General features: G+C 65.5%; 25 protein-coding genes and 3 tRNA genes. 16 read left to right on the top strand and 12 right to left on the bottom strand.

The window, feature by feature from the left end; translation table 11 throughout:
* The first annotated feature begins 14 nt into the window (after positions 1–14).
* Together FHR95_RS09445 and FHR95_RS09440 are read left to right on the top strand one after the other, a co-directional pair.
* Complete coding sequence (locus FHR95_RS09445; protein ID WP_040185465.1) at positions 15–1,301, top strand: YeaH/YhbH family protein; 1,287 nt, start codon at positions 15–17, stop codon at positions 1,299–1,301.
* Between the two features lie 30 nt (positions 1,302–1,331).
* On the top strand, positions 1,332–2,882 hold the full coding sequence (locus tag FHR95_RS09440) for a SpoVR family protein (protein ID WP_040185466.1): 1,551 nt from the start codon (positions 1,332–1,334) through the stop codon (positions 2,880–2,882).
* Between the two features lie 74 nt (positions 2,883–2,956).
* Here the strand turns inward: FHR95_RS09440 and FHR95_RS09435 are convergent, their stop codons facing one another.
* Positions 2,957–3,271, bottom strand: a complete 315-nt coding sequence (locus FHR95_RS09435; RefSeq protein WP_040185468.1) for a high-potential iron-sulfur protein — start codon at positions 3,269–3,271, stop codon at positions 2,957–2,959.
* A gap of 339 nt (positions 3,272–3,610) precedes the next feature.
* Here FHR95_RS09435 and FHR95_RS09430 point away from each other — a divergent pair, with 339 nt between their 5' ends.
* On the top strand, positions 3,611–3,886 hold the full coding sequence (locus FHR95_RS09430; protein ID WP_040185470.1) for an Lrp/AsnC family transcriptional regulator: 276 nt from the start codon (positions 3,611–3,613) through the stop codon (positions 3,884–3,886).
* 53 nt (positions 3,887–3,939) lie between these two features.
* Positions 3,940–4,806, top strand: coding sequence for a DNA/RNA non-specific endonuclease (locus tag FHR95_RS09425; protein ID WP_183314206.1), 867 nt, complete (start codon positions 3,940–3,942; stop codon positions 4,804–4,806).
* An 87-nt stretch (positions 4,807–4,893) separates the two neighbouring features.
* On the opposite strand, the gene FHR95_RS09420 is transcribed toward FHR95_RS09425, so the two are convergent.
* The 3 genes from FHR95_RS09420 to FHR95_RS09410 all read right to left on the bottom strand — a co-directional run bounded on the left by FHR95_RS09420 (position 4,894) and on the right by FHR95_RS09410 (position 5,268).
* Positions 4,894–4,980, bottom strand: a tRNA-Leu gene (locus FHR95_RS09420).
* A 41-nt stretch (positions 4,981–5,021) separates the two neighbouring features.
* A tRNA-Leu gene (locus tag FHR95_RS09415) sits at positions 5,022–5,108 on the bottom strand.
* Between the two features lie 73 nt (positions 5,109–5,181).
* Positions 5,182–5,268, bottom strand: a tRNA-Leu gene (locus FHR95_RS09410).
* A 235-nt stretch (positions 5,269–5,503) separates the two neighbouring features.
* Between FHR95_RS09410 and rnr the strand changes: the two genes are divergently transcribed.
* The 9 genes from rnr to FHR95_RS09365 all read left to right on the top strand — a co-directional run bounded on the left by rnr (position 5,504) and on the right by FHR95_RS09365 (position 13,250).
* On the top strand, positions 5,504–7,882 hold the full coding sequence (rnr, locus tag FHR95_RS09405) for a ribonuclease R (protein ID WP_040185476.1): 2,379 nt from the start codon (positions 5,504–5,506) through the stop codon (positions 7,880–7,882).
* Positions 7,882–8,742 carry a 23S rRNA (guanosine(2251)-2'-O)-methyltransferase RlmB gene (gene rlmB, locus FHR95_RS09400; RefSeq protein ID WP_183314205.1) on the top strand — a complete coding sequence of 287 codons (861 nt, stop codon included), beginning with the start codon at positions 7,882–7,884 and terminating at the stop codon, positions 8,740–8,742. Before rnr ends, rlmB begins: the two co-directional genes overlap by 1 nt.
* A 173-nt stretch (positions 8,743–8,915) precedes the next feature.
* Positions 8,916–9,287: a 30S ribosomal protein S6 gene (gene rpsF, locus FHR95_RS09395; RefSeq protein WP_040185479.1), complete on the top strand. Its 372-nt coding sequence runs from the start codon at positions 8,916–8,918 to the stop codon at positions 9,285–9,287.
* A 32-nt stretch (positions 9,288–9,319) separates the two neighbouring features.
* Positions 9,320–9,547 carry a 30S ribosomal protein S18 gene (gene rpsR, locus FHR95_RS09390; protein ID WP_013333281.1) on the top strand — a complete coding sequence of 76 codons (228 nt, stop codon included), beginning with the start codon at positions 9,320–9,322 and terminating at the stop codon, positions 9,545–9,547.
* Positions 9,548–9,560: 13 nt separating this feature from the next.
* Positions 9,561–10,412, top strand: coding sequence for a YybS family protein (locus FHR95_RS09385; protein ID WP_183314204.1), 852 nt, complete (start codon positions 9,561–9,563; stop codon positions 10,410–10,412).
* Between the two features lie 16 nt (positions 10,413–10,428).
* Positions 10,429–10,875 (top strand): 50S ribosomal protein L9, encoded by a 447-nt coding sequence (gene rplI / locus FHR95_RS09380; protein ID WP_040185483.1) that lies wholly within the window; start codon positions 10,429–10,431, stop codon positions 10,873–10,875.
* 185 nt (positions 10,876–11,060) lie between these two features.
* Positions 11,061–12,449 carry a replicative DNA helicase gene (dnaB, locus tag FHR95_RS09375; RefSeq protein ID WP_040185484.1) on the top strand — a complete coding sequence of 463 codons (1,389 nt, stop codon included), beginning with the start codon at positions 11,061–11,063 and terminating at the stop codon, positions 12,447–12,449.
* A 70-nt stretch (positions 12,450–12,519) separates the two neighbouring features.
* Entirely contained in the window at positions 12,520–12,813 is a 294-nt protein-coding gene (locus FHR95_RS09370) for a hypothetical protein (RefSeq protein WP_040185486.1), read from the top strand.
* Between the two features lie 134 nt (positions 12,814–12,947).
* On the top strand, positions 12,948–13,250 hold the full coding sequence (locus FHR95_RS09365; RefSeq protein WP_040185488.1) for a DUF6482 family protein: 303 nt from the start codon (positions 12,948–12,950) through the stop codon (positions 13,248–13,250).
* Here FHR95_RS09365 and FHR95_RS09360 read toward each other — a convergent pair.
* Complete coding sequence (locus tag FHR95_RS09360; RefSeq protein ID WP_040185490.1) at positions 13,247–13,645, bottom strand: thiol-disulfide oxidoreductase DCC family protein; 399 nt, start codon at positions 13,643–13,645, stop codon at positions 13,247–13,249. The genes FHR95_RS09365 and FHR95_RS09360 overlap by 4 nt on opposite strands.
* Entirely contained in the window at positions 13,642–15,228 is a 1,587-nt protein-coding gene (locus tag FHR95_RS09355) for a cryptochrome/photolyase family protein (RefSeq protein ID WP_183314203.1), read from the bottom strand. The genes FHR95_RS09360 and FHR95_RS09355 overlap by 4 nt, the downstream gene beginning before the upstream one ends.
* A gap of 113 nt (positions 15,229–15,341) precedes the next feature.
* On the opposite strand from FHR95_RS09355, the gene hemH reads away from it, so the two are divergent.
* Positions 15,342–16,430, top strand: a complete 1,089-nt coding sequence (hemH, locus tag FHR95_RS09350; RefSeq protein ID WP_183314202.1) for a ferrochelatase — start codon at positions 15,342–15,344, stop codon at positions 16,428–16,430.
* A 68-nt stretch (positions 16,431–16,498) separates the two neighbouring features.
* Here the strand turns inward: hemH and FHR95_RS09345 are convergent, their stop codons facing one another.
* From FHR95_RS09345 to FHR95_RS09320, 6 genes are read right to left on the bottom strand one after another with little or no spacing between them, the layout of a single operon-like run.
* The gene (locus FHR95_RS09345) at positions 16,499–16,891 is read right to left on the bottom strand and encodes a Na+/H+ antiporter subunit G (protein ID WP_040185518.1); all 393 of its coding nucleotides are present in this window, start codon (positions 16,889–16,891) and stop codon (positions 16,499–16,501) included.
* Between the two features lie 8 nt (positions 16,892–16,899).
* A complete protein-coding gene (locus FHR95_RS09340; RefSeq protein ID WP_040185519.1) occupies positions 16,900–17,169 on the bottom strand; it encodes a K+/H+ antiporter subunit F in 270 nt (89 codons plus the stop codon).
* Positions 17,163–17,660, bottom strand: a complete 498-nt coding sequence (locus FHR95_RS09335; RefSeq protein WP_040185521.1) for a Na+/H+ antiporter subunit E — start codon at positions 17,658–17,660, stop codon at positions 17,163–17,165. The genes FHR95_RS09340 and FHR95_RS09335 overlap by 7 nt, the downstream gene beginning before the upstream one ends.
* Positions 17,657–19,165: a monovalent cation/H+ antiporter subunit D gene (locus FHR95_RS09330; protein WP_183314201.1), complete on the bottom strand. Its 1,509-nt coding sequence runs from the start codon at positions 19,163–19,165 to the stop codon at positions 17,657–17,659. Before FHR95_RS09330 ends, FHR95_RS09335 begins: the two co-directional genes overlap by 4 nt.
* Positions 19,162–19,506 carry a Na+/H+ antiporter subunit C gene (locus FHR95_RS09325; RefSeq protein ID WP_040185527.1) on the bottom strand — a complete coding sequence of 115 codons (345 nt, stop codon included), beginning with the start codon at positions 19,504–19,506 and terminating at the stop codon, positions 19,162–19,164. Before FHR95_RS09325 ends, FHR95_RS09330 begins: the two co-directional genes overlap by 4 nt.
* Positions 19,506–22,340 (bottom strand): monovalent cation/H+ antiporter subunit A, encoded by a 2,835-nt coding sequence (locus FHR95_RS09320; protein ID WP_183314200.1) that lies wholly within the window; start codon positions 22,338–22,340, stop codon positions 19,506–19,508. Before FHR95_RS09320 ends, FHR95_RS09325 begins: the two co-directional genes overlap by 1 nt.
* Positions 22,341–22,592: 252 nt before the next feature.
* Here FHR95_RS09320 and FHR95_RS09315 point away from each other — a divergent pair, with 252 nt between their 5' ends.
* Positions 22,593–24,935 carry a putative monovalent cation/H+ antiporter subunit A gene (locus FHR95_RS09315; RefSeq protein WP_183314199.1) on the top strand — a complete coding sequence of 781 codons (2,343 nt, stop codon included), beginning with the start codon at positions 22,593–22,595 and terminating at the stop codon, positions 24,933–24,935.
* A complete protein-coding gene (locus FHR95_RS09310) occupies positions 24,928–25,362 on the top strand; it encodes a Na+/H+ antiporter subunit B (RefSeq protein ID WP_040185532.1) in 435 nt (144 codons plus the stop codon). Before FHR95_RS09315 ends, FHR95_RS09310 begins: the two co-directional genes overlap by 8 nt.

Genomic DNA, 25,362 nt, shown 5'->3' with positions numbered 1-25,362 from the left:
CCGAGGAGGTCGTCATGACCTATTTCATCGATCGTCGAGCCAATGCCAAGCACAAGAGCGCGGTCAACCGCCAGCGCTTCCTCGACCGCTACCGCACCCATATCAAGCGGTCGGTCGAGGAGGCGGTGAACCGTCGCTCGATTACCGACATGGAGCGGGGCGAGAAGGTCTCGATCCCCTCCCGGGACATCTCCGAGCCGGTCTTCCAGCATGGCCCGGGGGGTCGACGGTCCATCGTCGCACCGGGCAACAAGGAGTTCGTCGAAGGGGATCGCCTGCGTCGTCCCGGCGGCGGGAGTGGCGGTGATGGTGCCGGGGAGGGCGGTGCCTCCAATCAGGGCGAGGGCATGGATGAATTCGCCTTTACCCTGAGCCGCGAGGAGTTCCTCGATTTCGTCTTCGACGGCCTGGAGCTGCCCCACCTGGAGCGCAAGGCCCTCGTGGACCTCGACGAGGTACGCCGGGTGCGTGCCGGGGTGTCCAAGGAGGGGGTGCCGGCACGTATCAACATCGTGCGTTCCATGCGTGAGGCCCAGGCGCGGCGTATCGCCATGCGAGCGCCGATTCGTCGGGCCCTGCGCGAAGCCACCGAGGCGCTGGCCGAGGAGGAGCGCAAGGATCCGGTGCTGCGCAACCCCGCTCGCATCAGCGAGCTCAAGGTGGAGATCGAGCGCTTGAAGAAGCGCCTGGAGACGGTGCCCTTCATCGATACCTACGACCTGCGCTACAACAACCTGATCGACCAGCCGCAGCCTTCCAGCAAGGCGGTGATGTTCTGCGTGATGGATGTCTCGGGGTCCATGACCCAGGCGCACAAGGACATTGCCAAGCGCTTCTTCCTGCTGCTCTATCTCTTCCTCGAGCGCAACTACGACAAGGTCGAGCTGGTCTTCGTCCGCCACCATACGGCGGCCAAGGAGGTCGACGAGGAGGAGTTCTTCTATTCCCGTGAGACCGGCGGCACCATCGTGTCCAGCGCCCTGACGCTGGTCGACGAGATCATCGAGGCGCGCTACCCGCCCGGGCAGTGGAACCTCTACGTGGCCCAGGCGTCCGACGGCGACAACTGGGACGACGACTCCATCACCTGTCGCGAGCTGCTCGTCGAGCGTCTGATGCCACGGCTGCAATACTTTACCTATGTGGAGATCACGCCCCATGCCCACCAGGCGCTGTGGGAAGAGTATGAACGCGTAGAGGCCGAGTATGACGAGCGCTTCGCCATGCGGCAGATCGTCGAGGCCGGGGACATCTATCCGGTCTTTCGCGAGTTGTTCAAGCGCCGCATTGCCAGCACGTGATCGCCAGTGCAGGCCGCCCGAGGAGGCAGCATGACCCGACGCAAGCCCATCGCGACCGGTTCCGACTGGAACTTCGATATCCTCCATGCCTTCGAGGAGGAGATTGCACGCCTGGCGGACGAGTATCGCCTGGATACCTATCCCAACCAGATCGAGGTCATCACCACCGAGCAGATGATGGATGCCTATGCCAGCGTGGGCATGCCGGTGGGCTATCACCACTGGTCGTTCGGCAAGCAGTTTCTGGCCGTGGAGCAGGCCTATCGACGCGGCCAGATGGGGCTCGCCTATGAGCTCGTGATCAATTCCGACCCCTGCATCGCCTACCTGATGGAGGAGAACACCCTGATGATGCAGGTGCTGGTCATGGCGCATGCCTGCTATGGCCACAACTCCTTCTTCAAGGGTAACTACCTGTTCCGCACCTGGACGGATGCCTCGTCCATCGTCGACTACCTGGTGTTCGCCCGGAAGTACATCAGCGAATGCGAGGAGCGCCACGGCGTGGCGGCAGTGGAGCAGCTGCTGGACGCCTGTCACGCCCTGCAGAACTATGGCGTCGACCGCTACAAGCGCCCCTCGCCGGTTTCCGCCGCCGAGGAGGCGCGTCGCCAGACGGAGCGCGAGGCGCATCTCCAGGCCCAGGTCAACACGCTGTGGCGCACCATCCCGGGGCGCCCCCGCGACGATATCCTGCCCGGCATGGCCGACGAGGAGGACCCGCTGGGGCTTCACGAGGGCGGCCGCTATCCCCCTGAGCCCCAGGAGAACCTGCTCTACTTCATCGAGAAGAATGCCCCGCTACTGGCGCCCTGGCAGCGCGAGGTGGTGCGCATCGTGCGCAAGCTGGCGCAATACTTCTATCCTCAGCGCCAGACCCAGGTGATGAACGAGGGCTGGGCGACCTTCTGGCACTACACCCTGATGAACCGGCTCTACGAGGAAGGCCTGGTGGATGAAGGGCTGATGCTGGAGTTCCTGCAGTCGCATACCGCGGTCGTCAACCAGCCGGCCTTTGACAGCGGCTACTTCAGTGGCATCAACCCCTACGCGCTGGGCTTCGCCATCTTCACCGACCTGCGGCGCATCTGCGAGGCGCCGACGGAGGAGGACCGGCAGTGGTTTCCCGACAGTGCCGGCGGCGACTGGCGGGAGACCCTGGAATTTGCCATGAAGAACTTCAAGGACGAATCCTTCATTCAGCAGTTCCTGTCGCCTAAGGTGATCCGCGACCTCAAGCTGTTCATGGTGGTCGACGACGACCAGGAGGAGATGCTGGAGGTGGCGGCGATCCACGACGAGCGCGGCTACCGGCGTATTCGCGAGTCCCTCGCCACCCAATATGCCCTGGCGGTGCGTGAACCGAATATCCAGGTGTACGCAGCGGACATTCGTGGTGACCGTTCGCTGACCCTGCGTCATGTCCAGGACAGTCGGCGCCCGTTGGCACGCAGCGTCTACCCGGTCATCCGTCATCTCCACCAGCTATGGGGTTTTCCGGTGCGGCTGGAGTCGCTGCACGGCGAAGAAGTGGTGCGCCGCTACCACTGGCCCTTGCCCGAGGAAGAGCGTCGCGACTAAGGCGACGAAACGACGAGGCCCGCGCCATGGCGCGGGCCTCGTCGTTTCACTTCGAGTGGGGCGTCGGTCAGGTGTCAGGCCTGGGCGGTCCAGGACTGGCACCAGCCGCCCGGCTCGACGCTGTTCTGCGGGAACAGCTGGCAGCCCTGGCTGTCGGCCTGGTAGAACATGCAGTTGTCGCAGCGCTCGCCTTCCTCGTAGGCGGGATGATCGCTGGCGTCGCTGGCGTTCTCGACATAGTTCAGGGCCTGGGCCTGGTCGGCGCTCGGGTCGAGCCGCGGCAGGTCCTGGGCAAAGGCGCTCTTCGACAGGATGCCGGCGCCGAGGGGCAGGGCGGCAAGGCCCAGCAGGCTGTTGCGCATGAAGTCACGACGGCTGGTGTCGGCCATGGTCTCTCCTCGTCATCATGGTGGATCTGGGGTCACGGTTGGCACTCGGGGTGCCCGTTTCTTCTTGGCGGGTGGTTGAGCCACCTCTTGATCCGACAGGCGCTTCCCTGCGGAGTTCGTCCGCACAATAGTAGTAAACTGCTGGGGGGATCGCGAACCGGCCGGGGCCTGTGCGGCAATTCGCCGCACAGTCGGTGGTCATGGCACAGCCCCTCGCGCGGTTGGCCCCTCGGTTCAGCGACCTCGATGGCGCTGCTATACTCGCGCCAGCTGCGGCGGCCGGCCGGTCGGCCACAGAACGAGACGTGCGCGCAAGCGCCCAGAGCAGGGAGAAGTCCGATGCAGAACGCGGTGATTCTGATCAATGCCGAGAAGGGCCAGGTGAAGGCCGTGGCCGAGCGGCTGGCCGATGTCGAGGGCATCAGCGAAGTCTATTCCACCTGTGGCCGCTATGACCTGGTCGCCATCGCGCGCACCCGTGACTTCGAGAGCCTGGCCGAGCTGGTGACCGGGCACCTCAATGCCGTCGAGGGGATTCGCGACACCGAGACGCTCAATGCCATGCAGGTCCACTCCCGGCACGATCTGGAGACCATGTTCTCGCTGGGCTGGTGAGGGAAGGCGGGGGCTCCGTGCCCGCCGCATGATCGGACAGGGAATAGGCAGGCATGGCAGCAAGACAAAAGCGCGTCGCCAACCGCTGGCGCCGTCGAGTGCGTCGATTCGGCATCACGGCGCTCTTCGTGGTCGTGACCACGGGGCTCTGGCACTTCCAGGAGCGTGAGCTGCGTGACGGGCTCAGCTGGCAGGGCGTGACGACCTGGCAGGACCTCACCCCGCTGAGCTTCCATCGCGTGCTGCGCAACGATGGCTATCTGCTGGGCTGGTCCGATGTGCGGGTCAATCCGCTGTGGGTCAGCTATCTGCTCCAGGAGGTCGACAACCCTCGCGCAGGCCCGCGCCCCGGCTTCCAGCGCGACTGGCGGGCGCTATGGCCCATCGCGCCGGACAGCTATTTCGGCAGCGGCTATGACCGGGGGCATCTGGCGCCCAACTATGCGATCGCCGCGGTTCATGGCGGCGAGGCGCAGCGTGACACCTTCCTCATGAGCAACATGTCGCCCCAGCGGCCTGCGCTCAACCGGCGTCTCTGGCAGCGGCTGGAAGAGGTGGTGATGGATCACTTCGTGCCTCGCTTCGGCACGCTTCAAGTGATCACGGGGCCGGTCTTCCCGGCGTCGTTCCGGGACAACGTGCTCAACCGGGTCGGTCTGGTGGAGGTGCCCGAGGCCTTCTACAAGATTCTGGTGGTGCCCGGCGAGGCGCCACGGGCACTGGCCTTCCTCATGTCGCAGGATGTCTCTGGTGACGAGCCGCTGGATGACTTCCTGGTCAGCATCGATATGCTGGAAGCGCGCACGGGGCTGAATTTCTTCCCGCAACTCTCCGAGGCGGCCGCCGCCGACCTGGAGGCCGAAGTGCAAGCGGCGGGCTGGGGGCTCGAGGCCGTCGCCCGGTTGCCGGGCCGCTTCTGAGCGGCAGGCACAAAAAAACCGCGAACTTGGCGTCGCGGTTTCCTGTGGGGCTGCAATGTGGACTCGTCTGCATGACGCGATAAGTAGTGGTGCCCAGGAGAGGACTTGAACCTCCACATCCGTAAGGATACTAGCACCTGAAGCTAGCGCGTCTACCAATTCCGCCACCTGGGCGCATCATGCTGTCGTCGTGTTCGCGGTCATCGCTTGAGCGATGGTGCCCAGGAGAGGACTTGAACCTCCACGTCCATAAGGACACTAGCACCTGAAGCTAGCGCGTCTACCAATTCCGCCACCTGGGCGAACACGAGCGTTTCGAGCTGACAAAGAGCGTGGGAAAGATATTCCCCTGGTATTCCGCCTGACGGATACCGATGGTGCCCAGAAGAGGACTTGAACCTCCACGTCCGTAAGGACACTAGCACCTGAAGCTAGCGCGTCTACCAATTCCGCCATCTGGGCAGGCGAGGCGTATGGTACCGGATTCCTTTGCTGATGCAAGCACAACCGGCCTTGCCTGAGAGATTTTTTGCCACCTGCCCCTGCTCATCGGCGTCGCCATGGTTGGGTGACGGAGGCGCCGGCGCTATACTAGGTGGATGACAATTGACCCTCGATGCCAGACGCCACGCGCCGGACGCTGTCCCCGCGCCCTTTCGATCACGCTGCTCCCGATGCCGCCAAGGATGCCCCCCGCATGACCCACTGGACGCTCAGCGACGATCCGCACGCCAAACGCGAAGCCCACAAATACGATAAGCCTGCTCCCAGCCGTGAATATCTGCTCGCTCGCCTGGAGGAAGCGGGCAAGCCGCTCACTCACGAGGCGATGAGCCAGCAGCTGGGCCTCGAGGACGAGGAGCTCCAGGAGGCGGTGCGCCGGCGCCTGGCGGCGATGGAGCGCGATGGCCAAGTGCTGCGCAACCGTCGCGGTGCCTATGCGCTGATCGACAAGCTCGACCTGATCAAGGGGAAGGTGCTGGGGCATCGTGATGGCTTCGGCTTCCTGCTTCGCGACGACGGCAAGAAGCCCGACCTGGTGCTGCCGCCAAGGCAGATGCGCCGGGTCTTCCACGGCGACCACGTGCTGGTGCGGGTCAGCGGTCGCGACCGTCGGGGCCGCGATGAAGCCACCATCGTCGAGGTGCTGGCGCGCAACACCCAGACCATCGTCGGCGTCTATCGGGCCAATACCCCGGAATTCGGCGTGCTGATCCCCGAGAACTCGCGCATCACCCAGGAGATCATCATTCCCCACAGCGCCTGTGGTGGAGCCCAGGACGGTCAGGTGATCTCGGCGAATATCGTCCAGCAGCCCGAGACCCGGGTACAGCCGGTGGGCGAGGTCGTCGAGGTGCTCGGCGAGCGCATGGATCCCGGGATGGAGATCGACATCGCCATCCGCAGCTACGAGATTCCCGCCGAGTTCCCGCCGGATGTTCACGATCAGATCGCCGGCATGTCCGCCGAGGTGGCCGAACAGGATAAACACCATCGCATTGACCTGCGCCACGTGCCGCTGGTGACCATCGACGACGAGAGCGCCAAGGATTTCGACGACGCCGTCTGTGCCTGGAAGACCAAGTCGGGCAGCTGGAAGCTGCTGGTGGCCATCGCCGACGTCTCCCACTACGTGCGTCCTGGCACGCCGCTGGACCAGGAAGCGATCACTCGCGGCAACTCGGTCTACTTCCCGGGTCAGGTGGTGCCGATGCTGCCGGAGCTGCTCTCCAACGGCCTCTGCTCGCTGAATCCGGCCGTCGACCGCCTGGCGCTGGTCTGTGAGATGAACATCTCCCAGAGTGGGGCGATCAGCCGCTACCGGTTCTACGAGGCGGTGTTCCAGTCTCATGCGCGCCTCACCTACAACAAGGTGGCCGCGATTCTCGATGACGAGGGGCAGGAGGGTGACGACCTGCGCCAGGAGTACCGCGAGCTGGTACCGTCGCTGAAGAACCTGCATTCGCTCTACCGGCTGCTGCGCGAGGCTCGGGTCGAACGTGGCGCCATCGACTTCGAGACCACTGAGACGGCCATCGTCTTCAATGACGAGCGAAAGATCGAAAAGATCGTCCCGCGCTCGCGCAATGACGCCCACAAGATCATCGAAGAGTGCATGCTGGCGGCCAACGTGGCCACCGCCCGCTTCCTCGACAAGCACGACCTGCCGGCGCTGTATCGTATCCACGAAAAGCCATCGCCGGAGCGCCTCGACAAGTTGCGCCTGTTCCTCAATGAGCTGGGCCTGTCGCTCGGCGGTGGCGACGACCCGAGCCCCCAGGACTATCGAGACCTGGCCGAGGCGATCAAGGGACGTGACGATGCCGACGTCATACAGACGGTAATGCTGCGCTCCATGAGCCGAGCGGTCTACTCGCCGCAGAACGACGGCCACTTCGGCCTGGCCTATCCGGCCTATGCGCACTTCACCTCGCCGATCCGGCGCTATCCGGACCTGCTGGTCCACCGCGCCATCCGCTCGGTGATCCGTGGCCCACGCCAGACCAATACCGTGCTGCGCGCCGACGGGGCACCCGTGGAGCCGCCCAGCAAGTGGGCGCCCTACACCTTCGAGCAGATGCTCGAGCTAGGCGAGCACTGCTCGATGACCGAGCGGCGCGCCGACGACGCCACCCGCGACGTGGAAGACTGGCTCAAGTGCGAGTTCATGTCCGACAAGCTCGGCGAGGTCTATGACGGCAGCATCGCCTCGGTGACCCAGTTCGGCATCTTCGTGCGCCTCGACGAGGTGTTCGTGGAAGGGCTGGTGCACGTCACCTCGCTGCCCTCCGACTACTATCACTACGAGCCCGAGAAGCACCGCCTCAAGGGTGAGCGCAGCGGCATGAGCTACCGCCTGGGCGACGGCGTCACCGTGCAGGTGGCCCGCGTCGACCTGGACGAGCGCAAGATCGACTTCGAACTGGCCGACGACAAGCCGCGTCCCAAGCGGACACCGCGCAAGCGCCGCGGGGGCGACAAGCCCGCCGAGGCGGGTGCAGGCAAGCCTGGTGACAAGTCGGGCAAGAGCGGCCGTCGTCGTCGTGGTCCGCGTCGCTCGAGGGCCCGCGGCTAATGGCGGCAGGTCGCAAGCCTCGGCATGGCGGCAAGCCGGGGCAGGAGAGCGGGAAGCGGCGGCACCCCGAAAAGGCGGCGTCCCGCCCGCCTGCGCCACCTGGCGGGCTCGAGGCGGTGTTCGGCGTGCATGCGGTGCGGGCGCTGCTCGACCGCGGCGAGATGCCCCGTGAGGTCTGGGTGCAGGAGGGCAGCGCCGGCGCTCGCCTGGCCGAGTTGGTCGAGGCCGCGCGCCAAGGTGGGGCGCGCCTGCAGTCGCGGCCCCGTGACGAGCTCGACCAGCTCGCCCAGGGGGCTGCCCACCAGGGCATCGTGGCCTTCGCCACGCCGCTCGCCTTCGAGGGCGAGACCTCGCTGTGGCTGAGGCTCGAAGGCTGGCCGCATGAGGCCCCCCCGCTACTGCTGGTGCTCGACGGCATCACCGACGTGCACAACTTCGGCGCCTGCCTGCGCAGCGCCGATGCCGCAGGTGTCCATGGCGTGATCGTGCCCAAGGACAAGGCGGCGCCGCTCAATGCCACGGTGCGCAAGGTGGCCTGCGGTGCCGCCGAGAGCATGCCTGTCTATCAGGTTACCAACCTGGCCCGCGCCATGGCCAAGCTGAAGGCGCTCGGTGTCTGGATCACCGGTACCGCCGGCGAGGCCGAGGCGAGCCTCTTCGAAGGCGACTTCACCGGCCCCGCGGCGCTGGTGATGGGTGCCGAGGGCAAGGGGATGCGGCGTCTCACCCGCGAGGCCTGCGATACCCTGGTAAAATTGCCCATGGCGGGCAGCGTCTCCAGCCTCAACGTCTCGGTGGCCACCGGCATCTGTCTGTTCGAGGCCGTACGCCAGCGCCAAGGACGCACGCCGGGCGACTGAGTCGCATCTGCCTTGCCAATCGTGGCACATGTCATTAAAATGCCTGCGCCCGCTCGTCCTGCGAGCGGGTCTTTGTGTCTTCTGACAACCCGTCTTTTGACAATCACTCCTTGCTTCCCCTGAGCGAATACGTGTTCGCCACTGTGGAAGCTGCCAAACCGCAAGGAGATCCCATGCGTCACTACGAGATCGTCTTCATGGTCCATCCGGACCAGAGCGAGCAGGTTCCGGCCATGGTCGAGCGCTATACCGGCCTCGTCACCGAGAACGGCGGCACCGTGCATCGCCTCGAGGATTGGGGCCGTCGCCATCTGGCCTACCCGATCAACAAGATCCACAAGGCTCACTACGTGCTGATGAACGTCGAGTGCAGCGGCGAGACCCTCGACGAGATCGAGAACATCTTCCGCTTCAACGACGCCATCATCCGCAGCCTGGTGGTTCGCGCCAAGGAAGCCGTCACCGAGGCCTCACCGATGATGAAGCCGGTGGAAGAGAAGCGTGTCCGTCGCGACGAGAAGCCGCGTAGCACCGAATCCGCCTGAGCCACCCCATCGCCCTCTGAAGGAGTCTTCCCATGGCACGCTTTTTCCGTCGTCGCAAGTTCTGCCGTTTCACCGCTGAAGGCGTGAAGCAGATCGACTACAAGGATCTGGATACGCTGAAGGCCTACGTCACCGAGACTGGCAAGATCGTTCCCAGCCGTATTACCGGGACCAAGGCCCGTTACCAGCGCCAGCTGTCCACCGCGATCAAGCGGGCACGCTACCTGGCGCTGCTGCCCTACACCGACAGCCACCAGTAATGCGCCGCGCGTGATGTTGCCCGTTGCCCGCTGGATGATGCGCGCCACGCCCTACGCCGCCGCGGGGGCGGCCGTGGCCACCGCAATTCCCTGGCTGTTCTGGCTGGGGGCCGCCGTGGCCGCTTTGGTTACCCTGCGACACGGCCTGGCCGCGTCCCTGCCAGTGATCATCGCCGCGGCCGTGCCGGCCGGCTGGTGGTGGACCCAAGGGGACGTCATTCCGTTGGCCAGTGTGCTGCTGGTGGTACTGATGGCAGTGGTACTGCGCTCACGGCTGCGTTGGAGCGAGGCGCTGATCGCCGGCGTGCTGGCAGGGTCGGCGATGATCCAGCTGGGTATCTTCCTGCCGCCAGGCGGGGCGGGGCCGGTACTGGAGCAGCTTCGCCAGGGGTCACCGGATATTGCCTCGATGCTCAGCGAGCTCTCGCGCCAGGGCATGGACACCGAGCGGCTCGCGGGCTTGCTGATCAGCAGTGTAACGGCGCTGATCGTGCTGCTCGCCGCCGTGGCCTGCCTGGCGCTGGCGCGTGGCTGGCAGGCCGGGCTCTATAACCCGGGCGGGTTCCGCGAGGAGTTTCACGGCCTGCGCCTGGCCCCTCGTGAGCTCATCCTGCTGGTGGTCCTGGGGGTGTTGGGGGCAGTGCTGGAGCTCCCGGCCCTGGGCATGCTGGTCTGGGTGCCGCTGCTGGTGGCCGGCATCGCGCTGGTGCATGGTTTTATCGGATTGAAGGGAATGAACGGGCTGTGGCTGGTCGCCTTCTATGTGCTGCTGATCACCACCTGGCCCATGATTCTCATCGTGCTGCTTGTGGCCTTCATCGATACGTTCGCGGATTTCCGTGGACGAATGGCCCGCAGCCACTGACAAGAGGTTTACGAGAATGGACGTCATTCTGCTCGACAAGATTGGCAAGCTGGGCGGTCTGGGTGACCAGGTCACCGTCAAGCCCGGTTATGGCCGCAACTATCTGGTGCCCTACGGGCTGGCCGTGCCGGCCACCCGGGACAACATTGAGGCCTTCCAGGCCCAGCGTGCAGAGCTCGAGGCCCAGGCCGCCGAGCGCAAGGCCGAGGCCGAGGCGCGTGCCGAACAGCTCAACGACATCGAGCTGTCGCTGGTCTCCAAGGCCGGCGACGAGGGCAAGCTGTTCGGCTCCATCGGTCCGCGGGATCTGGCCGAGGCCATCTCCAGCGCCGGGATCGAGGTCGCCAAGAGCGAAGTGCGCATGCCGCAGGGCCCGATTCGCCAGACCGGCGAGTACGACATCGACCTGCACCTGCACGCCGAAGTCGATGCCACCGTGCGTGTGGTGGTCGTGGCCGAGTAAGGCCAGCACGATGGCACGCCTGCCGGGCGTGCCTCGACAGGGGGGGTGAGGAGCGAATCCTCGCCCCCCTTTTCGTGCCATCAGGGTTTCCTGAACGCCTGTGGTGGCCCTGTCCCTGGCATGGGGTCGTGGCGTGCCATCGCGTAGAATGAGTCAGCCCCTTTCTTTCCGCAGGTCCGCGCACCATGAATGAACGCCCCACCCTTGACCAGGAAACCGCCGCTCTCAAGGTGCCACCGCATTCGCTGGAAGCCGAACAATCGGTGCTCGGCGGCCTGATGCTCGACAATCAGGCGTGGGACAACGTGGCCGACCGCCTGGTGGCGGATGATTTCTATCGCTACGAGCACCGCCTGACCTTCAACGTCATGGCAGGTCTGGCCGAGGCAGGGCGCCCACTCGACGTGGTGACCCTCTCCGAAGCGCTGGAAGGACGCGACCAGCTGGATACCGTGGGAGGGCTGGCCTACCTCGCGGAGCTGGCCAGGAACACGCCCTCGGCGAGTAATATCCGCGCCTATGCCGACATCGTTCGCGAGCGGGCGACCCTGCGCAAGCTGATCCGTGCCGCCAGCCAGATTGCCGACGGCGCCTTCAGCCCCCAGGGGCGACCCGCCGACGAGCTGGTCGACGAGGCCGAGCGGCTGGTCTTCCAGATCAGCGAGGAGCGCCCCCGGTCGGGTGGACCGATCGGCATGAGCGAGCTGCTGACCAAGGCGGTGGATCGCATCGACGAGCTGTTCAACCTGCAGGGCGAGATGACTGGGCTCTCCACCGGCTTTCGCGACCTGGACGAGATGACCTCGGGACTGCAGCCCTCGGATCTGGTGATCGTTGCCGGCCGGCCCTCGATGGGCAAGACCACCTTCGCCATGAACCTCGTCGAGCATGCGGTGATTTCCAGCGACAGGCCGGTGATGGTGTTCTCCATGGAGATGCCCGCGGACTCGCTGATGTTGCGCATGCTCTCTTCGCTGGGGCGGATCGACCAGACTCGCGTGCGTACCGGCCAGCTTGAGGACGAGGACTGGCCGCGCCTGACGTCGGCGGTCAACCTGCTCAAGGACAAGCAGCTGTTCATCGACGATACCGCCGCGCTATCACCCAACGAGATGCGCTCGCGGATCCGCCGGGTGGTGCGCGAGCACGGCAATCTCGCGCTGATCATGATTGACTACCTGCAGCTGATGCAGATCCCCGGCTTCTCCGAGAACCGCACCGGCGAGATTTCCGAGATCTCCCGCTCGCTGAAGGGGCTGGCCAAGGAGTTCGGTTGCCCGGTGGTGGCGCTCTCCCAGCTCAACCGTTCGCTGGAGCAGCGCCCCAACAAGCGCCCGGTAATGTCGGACCTGCGCGAGTCGGGGGCCATCGAGCAGGATGCCGACATCATCGGCTTCGTCTATCGTGATGAGGTCTACAATCCGGACAACCCCGACAACCAGGGGCTGGCCGAAGTGATCATCGGCAAGCAGCGTAATGGCCCCATCGGCACCGTGCATATGGCATTCATCGGCAAGTACACCCGCTTCGAGGACCTGGCGCCGGACAGCTATCGCGAGGCCTTCGGCGAATAACGCTACCCTTGAGTCCCGTGGCCGGCGCCGTATAATGCCGAGCCCTTGAATGACACAGGAAGGAGGCACCATGGCAGGCGGATTTCGACGCGGCAACCGTCGCCGTACCCCGAAGCTCGAGGGGCGCGGCGAGCTCCAGTCGATGGAGCGTGAAGGCCCCTTCAAGGAGTGGCTGGGGATGCCCGACCTCTATCGTTACCACCTGGTGGTGGACGGCGAAGCCTACAGCTACCAGACCGAGGATGCCGAACTGCCGGTCCAGGTCGGTGATCGGGTGGTATTTCGCTACAAGGAGACCAAGGCCGGCAACTGGGTGGACCGCAACTCCCTGGGCAAGGCGATCGATCCTTCGGAATATCAGTAGGTCCGGAACCTGACGACATGGTCAGGGTCACAGGGAGTTAACGTCGACGACACGATATCGTCATCGGGCGCCTTCAGGCTTTGCCCGATCGTATATCTCGACATCATCGGCCCGGACATCAGGAGGAAGGACCCATGGAATTCCAGGAACTCAAGACCTTCGTGGCCCGCCACGACAACTTCGAAATACGCGTGATCGGCCATGCCGGCAGTCGGTTCTACCAGGTCGAACTGGAGGACGTTGAAGGTCAGCGCCATATGCTGACCCGTTCAGGCAAGCCGATGCTCTTTCGCTCGCTGGACGACGTCTATCTGGAGCTGAGGCGTGCCGGCATCCACCGCGCTTATCTGGTTCAGCAGGTGCCTCACGACGAGGTCATCGGACGCGAGACGCATTACCAGGATCCATTGACGTCACGCATGCCGCTGGTCTTCTAGTTCTTCTCCTGCCGTCGTTGCAGCCAGCGCCCCAGTCGCACCCGGCGGCGGGCAAACCATCGATATCCCGCATCCAGCAGGCCGGCAAGCCCCGGCAGGGTGCTCAACCACACCAGTCGGCGATAGCCCAGCACCGCATAGAGCGCGCGGCTGGCATCCATGCCGACATACCAGCGGTCCTGAGCGTCGCGCACGTGCAGTCGGCCCATCATCGCGTCGAAGCTGGCCCCCGCGGCTGCCGCGTCGAAACGTTCATCCCGGATATCCACCAGTCTGATGCGCTCGCGGCGCGGATGGCGTGCCAGCCACGCGACTTCGCGCTGGCACAACGGACATTCGCCGTCGTGATAGAGCGTTGCGGGGGCACTGGCGTCGAGCGTCTTGCTGCGTGTCATGAGGTTGTCTCCCGGGTTGCATCATAGCCGGCCCGATGCATGCCCTGGCCATAGGCGGGGGTGGTCTCGAGCGCTGCCAGAAAGCGTTCGGCCTGTTCGCGCATGGCCGTGCGTTTGTCATTCTTCATGCGTCGCAGGCTGCCATAGATCAGTGCCATGCGCGGATTGCCGCTCAGGGTATCGGCATGGCGTTCGAGGAAGGCCCAGTAGAGGCTGTTGAAGGGGCAGGCATTGGGTCCCGTGACCTGCTTCGGGTCGAATCGACAGTGCCGGCAGTGGTCCGACATGCGGTCGATGTACTTACCCGAGGCACAGTAGGGTTTGGAGCCCATCAGCCCGCCGTCGGCGTGTAGCACCATGCCCAGGGTGTTGGGCAGCTCCACCCATTCGCAGGCGTCGGCGTACACGGCGAGATACCAGTCGCAGAGTGCCTCGGGCGCCACGTCGCAGAGCAGCGCGAAGTTGCCGGTGACCATCAGTCGCTGGATATGGTGGGCATAGGCGTGGTCGCGCGTCATCTCGATGGCGCGACGCAGGCAGCGCATCTCGGTATCGCCATCCCAGAAGAAGCTCGGCAGTCCGCGCCGGGCACCCAGGGTGTTGCCGCGCTTGTAGTCGGGCATGCGCGTCCAGTAGAGCCCGCGTACGTACTCGCGCCAGCCGAGTACCTGGCGAATGAAGCCCTCCACTGCGTTGAGCGGGGCGCGCCCCTCGTGATACTCGCGCTCGACTCGCTCGCAGACCTCCCGCGGCGATAGCAGTCCCAGGTTGAGGGACGCGGAGAGCCGCGAGTGGAAGAGAAAGGGGTCGGCGTCGCGGATGGCATCCTGGTAGCGGCCGAAGTCGGGGAGCAGGTGCTCGATGAAGTGGCGCAGGTCTCCCAGTGCCTGGCGGCGGGTGACTGGCCAGTGGAAGTGATCGAGGGAACCGAAGTGCTCGTTGAAATGCGCCTCTACCAGTGCCAGTACTTCGTCGGTGATGGCGTCATGGCGGTGACGTGGCGGGTCGGGTATCGTCACCTCATCGGGCAGCGGTTCGCGGTTGTCGTGGTCGAAGTTCCACTGGCCACCGGCCGGCTGGGTGTCTTCCATCAGCAGGCCCGTGCGGCGGCGCTGCTCTCGGTAGAAATGTTCCATGCGCGGTGCCTTGCGCCCTGCGGACCAGCTAGCGAAATCCTCGGGGGTGGTAAAGAAGCGGTCATCCTCGATCAGCTGCCAGGTCAGGACAGCATGCTGTCGCTCGCGCATCGCTTGCCACAGCCGCCACTCGCCGGGGCGCGCCACGCGAATCTCGTTGCAGTCGTAGAGTTCGGCCAGCCGCTCCGCTTCGGTGATCAACGCCTGGATGTTGTCGGGGTCGTCCAGGGCGCTGTAGTGAACCCGGTGGCCGCTGTCACGAAGTTCGGCGGCAAAGTGGCGCATGGCGGAGAAAATCAGCGCGATCTTCTGGGGATGGTGCGGAACATAGCTGCCTTCCGCGGCCACTTCACACAGCGCGATCACCGCGTCGTTCGGCAGGTCGCGAAGACTCGCTACGTCGAGGCTCAGCTGATCGCCAAGCAGCAGCACAAGTGGCCGGGACATGGCGGCACTCCCAAGTTGTACAAATCATCACCATAGTACAACTTCACTCCACCCCAAGCGAGCGGGCTGATAGACTGTCAGCGTCTGTCCCACCGATCCCAAGGAGCTCCCGCATGACCTCGCAGACCCCGGACAAGGCCTCTCCCGACCTGGATCCACCGGGCAGTGGCCGGTTGGCTCATGCGCCGGCCGACCACCCGTCGATCCCAAGGGCGAAGGTCGGCGTGGTGCTCGCCAACCTGGGTACCCCGGATGCCACCGACTACTGGTCGATGCGCCGTTATCTGAGCGAATTCCTTTCCGACAAGCGAGTGGTCGACTACGCGGACTGGAAATGGCAGCCGCTGCTGCAGCTGGTGATTCTCTCGCGCCGCCCCTTCAAGTCCGGCGAGGCCTATCGCGGCATCTGGAACACCGAGAAGAACGAGAGCCCGCTGCTGACCATTACGCGTGAGCAGACCCGCAAGGTCGCGGCCGGGCTCCAGGAGCAGCATGGAGACGCCGTGATGGTCGACTTCTGCATGCGCTATGGCAATCCTTCCACCGATAGCGTGCTGAAGCGCATGCAGGCGGCGGGGTGCGAGCGAATTCTGTTCTTCCCGCTGTATCCGCAGTACGCCTCGCCGACCACGGCCACCGCCAATGACCAGGCCTTCCGCACCCTGATGACGCTCAAGTGGCAGCCGGCCTTGCGCACCGTGCCGGCCTACTTCGAGCATCCTGCCTATCTGGACGCTCTGGCGAATTCGGTGCGCGAGGCCTACGACGCCGCCGAGACATCGCCCGAAGTGCTGGTCGCCTCCTACCATGGGGTGCCCAAGCGCTACCTGCTGGAGGGCGACCCCTACCACTGCCAGTGCCAGAAGACCACGCGCCTGCTGCGCGAGCGGCTGGGCTGGGACGAGTCGTCGATCCAGACCGCCTTCCAGTCCCAGTTCGGCCCGGAGGAGTGGGTGGGGCCGGCGACCGTGGAGCACGTCGCCGAGCTGGCACGCCAGGGCAGGAAGCATATCGCCGTGGTGTCGCCGGCCTTCTCCTCCGACTGTGTGGAAACCCTCGAGGAGATCGAGGAGGAGATCCGCGACAGCTTTATCGAGGCCGGGGGCGAGACCTTCACCTACATTCCCTGCCTGAACGACCGCGACGACCATGTCGCCGCACTGCTCTCCGTGATCAACAACGAGCTGGGGGGCTGGGTGTAGGCTCCGCCACGTCTTGTCGGATTCTGTCCACCCTGTATCGGGCCCGCCAATGGCGGGCCCGACATGTGTCAGCCGTGGCCGCGATCCGGGTGGGGCACCGGCTTCTCGCCGATCTCCTCGTCGCGCAGCTCGGGCGGGTTGCCGCGGGTCTTGTCCTCATGGCGCAGCTGCAGGTGCAGGCCGGTCTTGGCCAGCAGGTGGGCGCTGACCGGGGCAGTGATGAACAGGAACAGCGTGATCAGCATCTCCTGGATATCGGGCTTGCCCTCGATCACCCAGAAATACAGCATCGAGGCCGCCAGCATGCAGCCTATTCCCAGCGTGGTGGCCTTGGTAGGGCCATGCAGGCGCATGTAGAAGTCGCGCAGGTGGGCCATGCCCAGCGAGCCGATGAAGGCGAAGGCGCCACCGGCGATAAGCAGGAAGGCAATCACGCCTTCGAGGAGCACGTAAAGCGTCATGGGGCCCCCTATTCGATGATGTCGCCGCGCAGCAGGTACTTGCAGACCGCCACGGTACTGATGAAACCGAGCATGGCGATTAACAGCGCCGACTCGAAGTAGGTCTTGGTGTTCAGCCATAGCCCCATCAGCACGATCAGCGCAATGGAGTTCACGTACATGGTGTCCAGGGCCAGGATCCGATCCGGCATGTCCGGTCCCACCGCCAGCCGATAGACGTTGAGCAGCAGGGCCGCCACCACCAGGGCCATGCTGGTCCACAGGGCAATATCTAGCATTCGTAGATCTCCTTCAGCGGCCGCTCGTAGCGTTCACGGATATGCGTGATCAACGCGTCCTCGTCTTCCACGTCCAGGGCGTGAACCAGCAGGGTCCGGCCATCCAGTCGCAGGTTGGCCGATACCGTCCCCGGAGTCAGGCTGATGGTATTGGCCAGCAAGGTGATGGTGAAGCGGTCCTCCAGCATCAGCGGATATTCCACGAAGTGGGGGCGCATCCGGCGCCAGGGATTGACGATCAGCCAGGCCACTTCGATGTTGGCAATCAGGATGTCGCCGAGCACCCGCAGAACGAAACGCAGCAGCAGCCAGGGCTTGGCCACGTGGGGCTGGGCGTCCCAGAAGCGCTGGGTGGCCAGGGGGATGACGACTGCCAGGAGGCCGCCCAGCAAGAACTGTCCGAACGCGGTGCTGCGTACCAGCAGCAGCCAGACCACCAGCAGCAGGATCGACAGCAGAGGGGTCGGCAGCCAGGGCCGGGGCTTGATCATGGTGTGTCTCCGGCATCGTTCAACAGGGCGTTGACCACCACCGCGGGGTTGGCCAATTGCTCGGCAGTGGCCCGGGTGTAGTCGCTGACCGGTCCCGCCAGCACCACCAGCAATGGCGAGGCGCCCAGCAGCCAGGCAACCCCGAACCACTGGCGTCGCGGCAACGGCTGGCCCATCGGCTCCCCCTGGCTGCGCCAGAACAGGGTGGAGCCGGCGCGGGACAGGGCGATCAGTGCACACAGGCCGGTAGCCAACAGGATCGGCCACAGCCAGGCACGTTGGCCGCCTTCGGCCGAGGCCATCAGCAGCGCCTTGCCGATGGCGCCAGAAAGCGGTGGCAGGCCGGCTACCGCCACGGCACCAAGGAAGAACAGTCCGGCCAGCAAGCCGCCCTGATGGACGGGGCGGCCTTTGACCAGGCGGGTACCTGCCTTGCCGCGCTGCACCCCGATCAGTTCGGCCAGCAGGAAGAGACCGCCGGTGATCAGGGTGGTGTGCACCAGGTAGTAGAGCAGGGCGGAAACGGCGGCCGGCGAGCCCATGCCGATACCGGCCAGCAGGGTGCCCACCGAGACCAGCACCAGGTAGGCCACCAGCAGGCGCAGGTCGCGGGCGGCCAGCACGCCGACCCCGGCCGCCACCAGGGTGCCCAGCGACAGCCACCACACCCAGGCCTGCTCGATGTCCGCCAGGGGGCCGGCATGGTCGCCAAAGACCAGCGAGTAGACGCGCAGAATGGCGTAGATGCCCACCTTGGTCATGATCGCGAAGAGCGCCGCCACCGGCGCCGGGGCGGCGGCGTAGGCGCGCGGCAGCCAGAAGTAGAGCGGCAGGATCGCCGCCTTGAGGCCGAACACCACCAGCAGCATCAGGCCGCCGGCGGTGACCAACCCGGCGCGCTCGGCGGGCAGCTCGGCAAGGCGAGTCGCCATATCGGCCATATTGAGGGTGCCGGTGGCGCCGTAGAGCACGCCCACCGCGATCAGGAACAGCGAGGAACCGGCCAGGTTGAGCACCACATAGTGCACGCCAGCCTGGATGCGTGCCTTGCCGCCGCCGTGCAGGAGCAGGGCGTAGGAGGCCAGCAGCAACACCTCGAAGAACACGAAGAGGTTGAACAGGTCGCCGGTGAGGAAGGCCCCGTTGATGCCCATCAGCTGCCACTGGAAGAGGCCGTGGAAGTTGCTGCCGCGCTCGTCATCTCCCGCACAGGCAAACACCACGGCCCCCAGGGCAAGCACCGCGGTGAGCAGCACCATCAGCGCCGAGAGACGGTCGAGCACCAGCACGATGCCGAAGGGCGGCTGCCAGCCCCCCAGGGCGTAGTAGGTGACCTCACCACCGGCGGCACGCGCCACCAGCGCGATACCCACCACCACCAGCAGCGAGGTCGCGATGACCCCGATCAGGCGCTTGGCGCGGACGGCGCCCTGGCGGCGATAAAGCAGCAGTATACCGGCGACCAGCGGCAGTACCACGGGCAGGACGATCAGATGCTGCATCATGGGCGTCCCTCTCCCTCTTCACGTTTGCGGCCGTCGACATGGTCGTTGCCTGCCTCGCTGCGGGCTCGCATGGCCAGGATCACCACGAAGGCGGTCATCGCGAAGCCGATCACGATGGCGGTGAGCACCAGCGCCTGGGGCAGCGGGTCGGCGTAGTCGGCCGGTCCGTTGAGGATGGCGGCGCCGTCAGTGGTCAGCCCGCCCATGGAGAACAGGAAGAGGTTGACCGCATAGGAGAGCAGAGTGAGGCCGACCACCACCGGGAAGGTCCTGCCGCGCAATATCAGATAGAGGCCGCAGGCGGTCAGCACGCCGGTGGTAATGGCGTAGAGGCTTTCCATCAGCGTTTCTCCTTGCCGGGTCGCGAGGTGGGAGGGGAGTCGAAACTGCTGGCGGCTTCCTTGGCCGGACGGTGGGCCGTGGTGACCTTGCCCAGGTTGGCAAGGATCATCAGCGTGGCGCCGACCACCGCCAGATAGACGCCGAGGTCGAAGAGCATGGCCGTAGCCAGTTCGAACTTCCCGACCAGGGGCAGGCTGAAATAGCTGAAGGCCGAGGTCAGGAAGGGGTGGCCGAACAGCCAGCTACCGAGTCCCGTGAGGGTGGCGACGGCGACACCGGCGACCGCTACCGGTTGATAGGGGAAGTCGAGGCGCTGCTGGACCCACTCCACGCCGCGCGCCATGTACAGCAGAATCAGCGCGACGGCAGTGACCAGGCCGGCGATAAAGCCGCCGCCGGGCTGGTTGTGGCCACGCAGGAAGATGAAGGCCGATACCAGCAGGGCCAGTGGCAGCAGCGCCATGGAAATAGAGGTGAGGATCGCCGGGTAGCGGTCCGGCGACCAGAGGCGGCCCTCGCCGTCGCTGTGCGGCATGAACAGCCGCAGTCGGTTAAGCAGCTTGAAGATTGCCAGCCCCGCCAGTGCCAGCACGGTGATCTCGCCCAGGGTATCGAAACCACGGAAGTCCACCAGGATGACGTTGACCACGTTATGACCGCCGCCACCGGGGACGCTGTTCTCGAGGAAGAACCCGGAGATGGGCGCGTTGTCTCGGGTCAGTACCGCATAGTTGAGGCTGGCCACCACCATGCCCAGGGCGCCGGCCAGCACCACGTCGCGCAGATTGCGGCGATGCGAGGATTCCCGCGGGGTCTTCTGGGGCAGGAAGAACAGCGCCAGCATCAGCAGGATCATGGTCACCACTTCCACCGAGAGCTGGGTCAGCGCCAGGTCGGGCGCGGAGAAGCGGGCGAAGGTCAGGGCAACCACCAGTCCTACCACCGAGAGCATCAGCAGCGAGATCAGCCGGTAGCGATGGGTGGCGGCGGTGCCGATGCCGCCGAAGATCAACAGACCGGCGCCCAGCAGCAGGATGCCGTCGAGAGGCTGGTTGCCCTTGCTGCCGGTGAGCAGCGGCATGCCGGCCAGGCCCAGCCCGCCCATCAGCAGCGCGGCGAGCAGCAGCAGCAGCATGTAGCGCTGCAGCGAGCCTCCGTCGAAGCGGGCCAGGCCGACTTCGGCGCTGCGCCCCAGCCGCTGCAGAGCGGCTTCGAATACCAGGCGGGCATCCACCGGCCGGAATCCCTTGAGGAAGCGGCGCAGGTCGGCGTGTCGCCAGTAGGTCGCCACGCCGGCAACCAGCGCCACCAGGCTCATTAACAGCGGCAGATTGAGGCCGTGCCAGATCGCCAGGTGGAACGTGAACGCCTCACCCAGCACCGGTGCCAGGGCCAGGCCCAGCAGCCCCTCCGCCAATACCGGCGCCAGGCCCACGACCACGCACAGCGTTACCAGCAGTATCACCGGTGCGCGCATCAGCCAGGGTGGCTCATGGGGTGATTTGGGCGGCCCCTCCTTGGGTGGCTTGAAGAACACCGCATGCACCAGGCGCAGCGAGTAGGCCACCGAGAGGACGCCGCCCAGGGTCGCCAGCACCGGCAGTAACCAGCTCAGCCCACCCAGCACCGGCGTTGCCAGGGATTCGGTAAAGAACATTTCCTTGGAGAGGAAGCCGTTGAGCAGCGGCACCCCGGCCATGGCGGCCCCCGCCACGCTGGTCAATACCGCAGTGACCGGCATGGCACGCCGCAGCCCGCCGAGGCGTCGCAGCTCGCGGGTGCCCGCCTCGTGGTCGATGATCCCCGAGCTCATGAACAGGGCCGCCTTGAAGGTGGCGTGGTTAAGGATGTGAAAGAGCGCCGCGAGCACGGCCATGGGCGTACCGATCCCCAGCAATACGGTGATCAGCCCCAGGTGACTGACCGTCGAGAAGGCCAGGATGCCCTTGAGGTCGGTCTTGAGCAGGGCGAACCAGGCGCCGTAGAGCAGCGTCGCCATGCCGACCAGCGTGACGGTTACCGACCACAGCTCGCTGCCGGCGATGGCCGGGTGCAGCCGCGCCATCAGGAAAATCCCGGCCTTGACCATGGTGGCCGAGTGCAGGTACGCCGAGACCGGGGTCGGGGCGGCCATGGCATGGGGCAGCCAGAACTGGAAGGGAAACTGCGCCGACTTGGTGAAGGCCCCCAGCAGCACCAGCCCCAGCATCAAGGGGTAGCGGGGATCGGCGAGGATGATGTCGCCGCTGGCCAGCACCTCGTCCATGGCGTAGCTGCCGACCATGTCGCCCAGCAGCAGCAGGCCGGCGAGCAGCGCCAGGCCACCGGCACCGGTCACGGTCAGCGCCATGCGCGCGCCCTTGCGGGCGTCACTGCGATGCGACCAGAAGCCGATCAGCAGGAAGGAGGAGATACTGGTGAGTTCCCAGAATAGCCACAGCAGCAGCAGGTTGTCGGCCATCACAATGCCGACCATCGAGGCCATGAAAAGAATCAGGTAGGCATAGAAGCGCCCGAAGGGTTCCGACGGCGACAGATAGTAGTGCGCATAGAGCAGGATCAGCAGGCCGATCCCGATGATCAGCAGGTTGAACAGCACCGATAGCCCGTCCAGCCGAAAGGCCAGGTCGAGGCCTAGGGTGGGCACCCAGTCCACGGAGAAACGCAGCGCCTCACCCGCCGCCAGGCTCGGCAACTGGACAAGGGTCAGCGCCAGCGCCAGTGCGGGCAGCAGCGCGGTGGCCATAGAGCAGAAATATCGCCCGCGTCGCTCGGTGAAGGCGGGCACCAGCACCCCCAGCAGGGGCAGCAGGGCTATCCACAGCAATGTCATCGGTTGGTCATCCTGCGCGAGTCCAGAAACGGGGGACATGACGTGCACACGGAACAGGATGACGCAAGCGACATGCGGTTGCACTCCGTCCCTGGGCTGGTCCCCATGGCGTGATTTCTCCCCACTCTAACGCAATGGGGACGCATTCGCCGCCTCCTTGCCTTTCAACACTTTGACTCTATAGAGTAAGCGATCGAAGCGGTGGAGTGGCCACCTTGCCGCGATCGCCGTCACGACGGGGGAGGGTGCCTGATGCAACTTGCTGTGCTGGGAGGCTTCGTGGCGGCGGTCATGGCTCCCCTGCTGCATCACTGGTTCGGGGCACGAACCCCGCTGGTGATGGCCTTGTTGCCTGCCGCCCTGGCGGCCTGGCTGATCGGCCAATGGCCTGCGGTCGCAGCCGGTGAAGTCCTGCTGCTGGAATGGGCCTGGGTGCCGGGGCTCGATATTACCCTGACCTTCCTGATCGACGGTCTCGCCTGGCTGTTCGCCATGCTGATCACGGTGATTGGTGCCCTGGTGCTGGTCTACTCTGGCGAGTACCTGCGTGGTCATCGCGATCTGCCGCGCTTCCTGGTGGTGATCACCGCTTTCATGATGTCGATGCTCGGCCTGGTGCTGGCCGACAATCTGGTCACGCTCTTCGTGTTCTGGGAGTTGACCAGCATCACCTCCTACCTGTTGATCGGCTTCAACCATACCGACCTCGCCGCTCGCAAGGCGGCCCTCCAGGGACTCTTCGTTACCGTGGGCGGCGGACTGGCGTTGCTGGCCGGGTTCGTCATGCTCGCTGTGGCCGGCGATAGCTGGTCGCTGGTCGAGCTTACCCGCCGCGGTGAACTGCTTCGCGAGCATGCGCTTTACACGCCGATACTGGTCTGCGTGCTGCTGGGCGCCTTCACCAAGTCGGCGCAGTTTCCCTTTCACTTCTGGCTCCCCAACGCCATGGCGGCGCCGACTCCGGTCTCCGCCTACCTGCACTCGGCGACCATGGTCAAGGCGGGGATCTATCTGCTCGCCCGGCTGCATCCGGCCATGGGCGGCACCGAGGGCTGGGTGATCAGTCTATCGCTGGTGGGGGCGCTGACCATGGCCACTGGCGCCTTCATGGCGATCCAGCACACCAATGTCAAGAAGCTGCTGGCCTACTCCACTGTGATGGCGCTGGGCACCTTGACCATGCTGCTCGGCATTGGCACCCAAGGGGCGCTGGTCGCCTTCGTGGCCTTCCTGCTGGCCCACTCGCTCTACAAGGGGGCGCTGTTCATGGTGGCCGGCATCCTCGACCACGAGACTGGCACCAAGGACGTCACCGCCATGGGGGGGCTGCGCCGGGTGATGCCGCGCACCGCCGCCGTGGCCATGCTCGCCGCGCTGTCGCTGGCGGGGCTGCCACCCTTGCTGGGCTTTGTGGGCAAGGAGTTGATGTTCGCGTCGGTGCTCGAGGCCAGCGCCTGGCGCCCGCTGATTCTGCTCCTCGCTTTCATGGCGGCCTTTCTGACCCTGGCCGTGGCGGCCATTGTCGCCCTGCGCCCCTTCTTCGGCGCGTCCCGCGAAACGCCCAGCACACCCCATGAGGCGCCGCGTGCCATGCTCGCCGGGCCCGCTCTGCTGGCCGTACTGTCGTTGCTGTTCGGCCTGACGCCGGGGCTGCTCGACCCCCTGGTAGGGGCCACCGTGGCGGGTGTCCTGGCGCCGCCGGGGGAGACCCTCGTCGAGGCACACCTGGCGATTTGGCACGGCATCAATCTGCCTCTGCTGCTATCGCTGGCAAGCCTGCTGCTGGGGCTGCTGGTCTACCGTTACTGGGATCGCCTGCGGGCAATGCTGGCCCGCCTCGAGCCGCTCATGGCCCGCGGTCCGGAGGCCGGCTATGAGGCGCTGATGGCCGGCGTCGTGGCCGTCGCCGAGTGGCAGACCCGCCTGTTACAGAACGGGCAGCTGCGCAACTACCTGGTAATGACGCTGCTGGTGCTGGTCGGGCTGGTCGGTCATGCGCTGTTCTTCCGCCACACCCTCGAGTTCGACCTTGCGCTGTCATTCTACTTTCACGAGGCCGTGGTCGCGGGGCTGATGGTGGCCGGTGCCGTAGCGGCCTGCGTGATGCGTTCGCGCCTGGCGGCGGTGGCGGCACTGGGCATCATGGGCTTCTCCATCGCCCTGACCTTCGTGCTGTTCAGTGCCCCGGACCTGGCGATCACCCAGCTGCTGGTGGAGACGCTGACGGTGATCCTGCTGGTGCTGGTGCTGTTTCGCCTGCCGCGCTTTGCCAGCCTCTCGACGCCCACCGAGCGGCTGCGCGACCTGGCGGTGGCGATCCTCACCGGTGGGCTGATCACCCTGCTGATGCTCTCGGTGCTGTCCGGCGAGCGGCTGCCACGGATCTCGGATTACATGGTGGCCAACAGCCAGCCGCTGGGCCACGGCCATAATATTGTCAATGTCATCCTGGTCGATTTCCGGGCGCTGGATACGCTGGGCGAGATGTTCGTGCTGGCGCTGGCCGCCATCGGCGTCTACGCGATGCTGCGTTTCCATGCCCTGGAGTATGACGCCCGGCACACCGTGCCGCCGCGGGAGAGCGACGATGGTTAGATCGGGCACTCTGATCCTCAATGCCGCGGCGCGGCTGCTGCTGCCGCTTCAGCTGCTCTTTTCGCTGTTCCTGCTGTTGCGTGGGCACGACGAGCCCGGGGGCGGCTTTATCGCCGGCCTGGTGGCGGCAGGGGCCTTCGCGCTTTATCTCTTTGCCCTTGGGCGTCGCGCGCTGAGCGAGATGCTCAAGGTGTCGCCTCTCGATCTGGTCGGCATGGGACTGCTGCTAGGCGTGGTCGCGACGCTGCCCGCCTGGTGGGTCGGCGAGCCCTTCTTTACCGCTCAGTGGTGGACGATCCCGATCATCGACTTCAAGGCCTCGACGCCGCTGATCTTCGATATCGGCGTCTATCTGGTGGTGGTGGGCTCGGTGCTCACCGCCGTTACCGCATTGGTCAAGACCGATCAGGAAGACGCTGAACGCTAA

The sequence above is a fragment of the Halomonas fontilapidosi genome (assembly GCF_014192285.1).
In the GTDB taxonomy this organism is placed as follows: Bacteria; Pseudomonadota; Gammaproteobacteria; order Pseudomonadales; family Halomonadaceae; genus Halomonas; species Halomonas fontilapidosi.
Note: the sequence above shows the minus strand (reverse complement) of the source record. Positions and strands in the feature narration are given on the sequence as shown.